At 60.9% G+C, this 828-nt stretch carries 1 protein-coding gene; it reads left to right on the top strand.

All coding sequences use genetic code 11. The features are described 5' to 3' along the window. Positions 1-828: AMP-binding protein (locus tag G3N93_RS41085; RefSeq protein WP_206135648.1), on the top strand; the 828-nt coding region annotated here is incomplete at both ends.

Here is an 828-nt window from a genome sequence, read left to right on the forward strand (position 1 = left end):
ACCTCCACGTCGATCACCCCCACTGGACGCACCACTCCGACACCGATCCCGATCCTCAAGCTCTCGGCCTCACCAGTCACCATCTCGCCTACGTCATCTATACCTCCGGCTCTACCGGTACACCTAAAGGCGTCATGGTCGAGCATTGCAGCGTGGCCCATCTGGCTCAGGCGCAGATCGCGCGCTTCCATGTCTCAGCGGACAGCCACGTGATGCAATTCGCCTCGCCCGGTTTCGATGCCAGCATCTCTGAAATGGTGATGGCGCTGTGCGCCGCCGCCACCTTGTACCTGCCAACCCAGACAGAACGTCAAACGGGTCCGGGACTTCTAGACTACCTGAGTCGGCACGGTATCACGCATGCCACGTTGCCTCCTGCATTGTTTCAGGACCATACGCATCTGGAACGACTCACCGCGCAACAGACGCTTATCCTGGCCGGTGAAGCACCGAAGTTGGAATTGATTCAAGCCTTGGCCAAGCAGACTCAGACCACGGTGATCAATGGCTACGGACCTACTGAGGGTACCGTCTGTGCCACCGCCTGGACCTGCCCAGCCGAGGTTAGTGAGCTCACTGCCGTTCCGATAGGCCGTCCGATTGCCAACACGCGGATCTACCTGCTCGATAGTTACGGCCAGCCGGTCCCACTAGGCGCAGTTGGTGAGATCTACATCGGCGGTGCCGGTGTCGCGCGCGGTTACCTTAACCGTCCCGAGCTCACCGCCGAGCGCTTCCTCGCCGATCCGTTCGTGGCCGATCCTCTCGCCCGCATGTACAAGACCGGGGATCTGGCCCGCTACCTTCCCGACGGTAACCTGGTCTTCC

Source organism: Burkholderia sp. Se-20378 (genome assembly GCF_017104665.1).
Classification (GTDB): Bacteria; Pseudomonadota; Gammaproteobacteria; order Burkholderiales; family Burkholderiaceae; genus Burkholderia; species Burkholderia lata.